This is a genomic window from Pseudomonas sp. P7548 (assembly GCF_013386585.1).
Taxonomy (GTDB): domain Bacteria; phylum Pseudomonadota; class Gammaproteobacteria; order Pseudomonadales; family Pseudomonadaceae; genus Aquipseudomonas.
The window spans coordinates 1-374 of record NZ_JACARO010000156.1 but is presented as its reverse complement, the minus strand read 5'-3'; the positions used below and the strand labels follow the sequence as shown (position 1 = coordinate 374).

Sequence of the window (374 nt, the reverse complement as noted above, 5' to 3'; positions counted from 1 at the left end):
GGGGTGCGCAGGTTGTCTTCGAGCACGTAGTAGGTACCGTCGCCGTCGCGCACCAGGTCAACGCCCGAGATATGCGAGTAGATGTCGCGGTGCAGGTCCAGGCCGACCATGGCCTTCTGGTAGCCCTCGTTGCCCAGCACCTGGTCGGCAGGGATGATCCCAGCCTTGATGATGCGTTGGTCGTGGTAGATGTCGGCAAGGAACATGTTCAGTGCGTTGACGCGCTGGATGCAGCCACGTTCGATCACGGCCCATTCACTGGCGGGGATGCTGCGGGGGATGATGTCGAAGGGGATCAGGCGCTCGGTGTCTTGCTCGTCGCCATACAAGGTGAAGGTGATCCCGGCCCGATGGAACAGCAAATCGGCTTCGCG

Annotated in this window: 1 protein-coding gene; it reads right to left on the bottom strand. The window is 61.8% G+C overall.

Annotation, left to right across the window (positions count from 1 at the left end; genetic code table 11):
- The coding region (locus HX803_RS31765) for a circularly permuted type 2 ATP-grasp protein (RefSeq protein ID WP_178926023.1) at nt 1-374 on the bottom strand (374 nt) is incomplete at both ends.